Source organism: Leptospira sp. B5-022, assembly GCF_000347035.1.
Classification (GTDB): Bacteria; Spirochaetota; Leptospiria; order Leptospirales; family Leptospiraceae; genus Leptospira_B; species Leptospira_B cinconiae.
In genome coordinates this window covers 1-2,346 of sequence record NZ_ANIJ01000031.1, presented here as the reverse complement: position 1 = coordinate 2,346, position 2,346 = coordinate 1, and the positions used below count along the sequence as shown (strand labels likewise).

Annotated in this window: 4 protein-coding genes and 1 pseudogene; 1 reads left to right on the top strand and 4 read right to left on the bottom strand. The window is 37.9% G+C overall.

Annotated features, from left to right (window positions below; translation table 11 throughout):
- Window positions 1–192, bottom strand: a 192-nt coding sequence (locus tag LEP1GSC192_RS13790; protein ID WP_020770592.1) for a type II toxin-antitoxin system RelE/ParE family toxin, incomplete at its 3' end; no start/stop codon positions are given.
- On the bottom strand, window positions 182–424 hold the full coding sequence (locus LEP1GSC192_RS13785; RefSeq protein WP_036090277.1) for a CopG family transcriptional regulator: 243 nt from the start codon (window positions 422–424) through the stop codon (window positions 182–184). The genes LEP1GSC192_RS13785 and LEP1GSC192_RS13790, both read right to left, overlap by 11 nt.
- Before the next feature lie 158 nt (window positions 425–582).
- Between LEP1GSC192_RS13785 and LEP1GSC192_RS20220 the strand changes: the two genes are divergently transcribed.
- Complete coding sequence (locus LEP1GSC192_RS20220; RefSeq protein ID WP_157186912.1) at window positions 583–714, top strand: TraY domain-containing protein; 132 nt, start codon at window positions 583–585, stop codon at window positions 712–714.
- A gap of 509 nt (window positions 715–1,223) precedes the next feature.
- Here LEP1GSC192_RS20220 and LEP1GSC192_RS13775 read toward each other — a convergent pair.
- Both LEP1GSC192_RS13775 and LEP1GSC192_RS20095 read right to left on the bottom strand, forming a co-directional pair.
- The gene (locus tag LEP1GSC192_RS13775) at window positions 1,224–1,517 is read right to left on the bottom strand and encodes a hypothetical protein (RefSeq protein WP_036090271.1); all 294 of its coding nucleotides are present in this window, start codon (window positions 1,515–1,517) and stop codon (window positions 1,224–1,226) included.
- Window positions 1,518–1,930: 413 nt separating this feature from the next.
- Window positions 1,931–2,346: pseudogene (locus tag LEP1GSC192_RS20095) on the bottom strand (hypothetical protein); the annotation flags it as partial.

The following is a 2,346-nucleotide window of genomic DNA, read 5'->3' as shown; positions in this document are numbered from 1 at the left end:
CTTACCAATACGATATCTATAAAGACCGTCAAACTCCCCTTTCAGCTTTTTGATATTCGGTCCAAAGAATGGATTCTTTTTTAGGATTGGATAGACGTAATCTGTTAATTTCTTTTGAAGATGGGAAAACTGACGATCTTTGAGTTTACTTTGAAATTGTTCGGTTTCCGCTATTTTATATTCAGCGGACAACTTTATATTTTCCTTGAGCTACTTCTTTCAGTCCCTTTTTCAAGGATGAAATAAGCTGTTTATCTGAAAGAATTTCATCCATCTCTTCATCTGAGGCATAAAACTCATTTGTAAGATACTGAATGGCAGCATTTTCAACAAAGTTCGAAATAGTACGTCTTTCACCTTCGGCGGCTTTCTTAAATATATCATAAATCGGATCTTCAATACGCAATGTAATTGTCTTAGACATACTCATTAGACCTGCATTTTTATTCAAAATGCAACATTATAATTCATATGTCAAATTGCTTTTTTGAGATTTCTAAATGAAGTCCTTAAATAATTCTTCTTTTAAGAAAGAATTTTGCGGTCGTTTCGCCTAACGACCAAGGTGTTCCGACGTTTGCGATGGCACGAGTTTGCTCATGCAAACGAAGTGACAGAAGCAAATGTGGCGAAGCCCAAGCGAGAGTTGCGAAGCAAGCTCGAAGCGATGCGGAAGCACCGAAAGTTATACGCCGTTTAGCTCGTGAACACTAAGAAACCGAAAGCAGTTCCGATTATTTTGTTTTAATTTACCTTTATTTGTGTTAAAGCCTTAAATCATCCGAAAGGAATAATTTAGATGAAAACATTCATATTAGCGACTCTAGGCTACCTGATTCCCACATTCATATTAGGGGCATCCTGGCATTTCTTCTTGTTCAACGAACTTTATGATTCCTTCGGAATCTATAATCGGAAAGACCCAATAATTCCGTTGGGGTTTGGATCTATGCTAATCCAAGGGGTAATTTTAGCCTACTTGTTTCCATTTTATAACGAAAAAGGATATTCAATTATTCGAGGAATACAATTCAGCTTAGTGATGGGTCTTTTCTTATATTCAGTTTCTACAATCGCAAATGCAGCAAAAATTGAAGTAAATTCAATTAACATGTGGTTCTTGATACAAGCAATCTTTCACATCATCCAATTCACGATTGCTGGGTTCTTTATTGGCTTGGTATATAAAAAGCAAAGTATTTAGACTCGCACTGTTAAATTGCTTAGCTTTTAGCGGACATTATCTCAAATACTTTTAAACTGGTAATTATTGGACAGCTTCTTGCAATTTCTTCTGCCTGATCCATATTTTCAGCATTTACTATAATATATCCCGTGATTGAATTTAGATCTAATGGCAATTGGATTGTTCCATTACGGGTAATTTCCCTCCCGTTTAAAAAATTTCCGCCAGCATCTATTCTATCTTTTATTGATGAAAACCATTTCCCCCAAGCTTCCATTATTTCTTGAGTTGGCATTTCAAAACCGATTGATAAAAACATATATTTCTTCATAACTTCTCCGACATTATGGAATTTACATTATAATTTAATTTCAAGTAATCAACAGATTTTTAGGAGCAGATCCAATTTCGAGCTACATGGCGTATAACGACCAAGGCTTGACGACGTTTCGCGAGTCCGACAGGACTTGGCGCGAGACTTGCTCTGCAAGGCGAGTGACAAAGCGAAATGTGCCGAAGGCCAAGCGAGAGTGCGTAGCAGCTCGAAGCGCTGCGTCAGAGCCGACAGTTAGGCGGAGTCACTTGCGTGAATTACAATGATACCAGCTCGTTTTAAACTGAATAAAATACATCTGATGTTCTCTCAACTTTCCAATCTCGAAATACTGCTTTGTATATTAAAATTGAAAATAAAAAATGCAATAAGCAAAAAAACTGAAGTCTTAGTTGTAATCGTATACAGGACTACAATGAAGGAGGTTCCCCGTCATGACGTATCCAAGAAGAGACATGGACACCAAACTCCTCAGCAGCGAACTCTATTGCCGCTTGAAATGAGTCCTGCAGATAATCAGCAATTACTCTTCTATCCATATATACATATAAATAGAAGCCAATTTCGACCAAATCTGGAACAATCAAATATGTATAAGAATCTTGTATATATTTCCAATAATCAGGTGAATTCATATATTTTAATATAATATCACTGCAAGTGATTTCGCCTAACGACCAAGGTGTTCCGACGTTTCGCGAGTCCGTAAGGACTTGGCACGAGACTTGCTCTGCAAGACGAGTGACAAAGCGAAATGTGCCGTAGGCCAAGCAAGGGTTGCGTAGCAAGCCCGCAGCGCTGCGGAAGCACCGAAAGTTATGCGAAG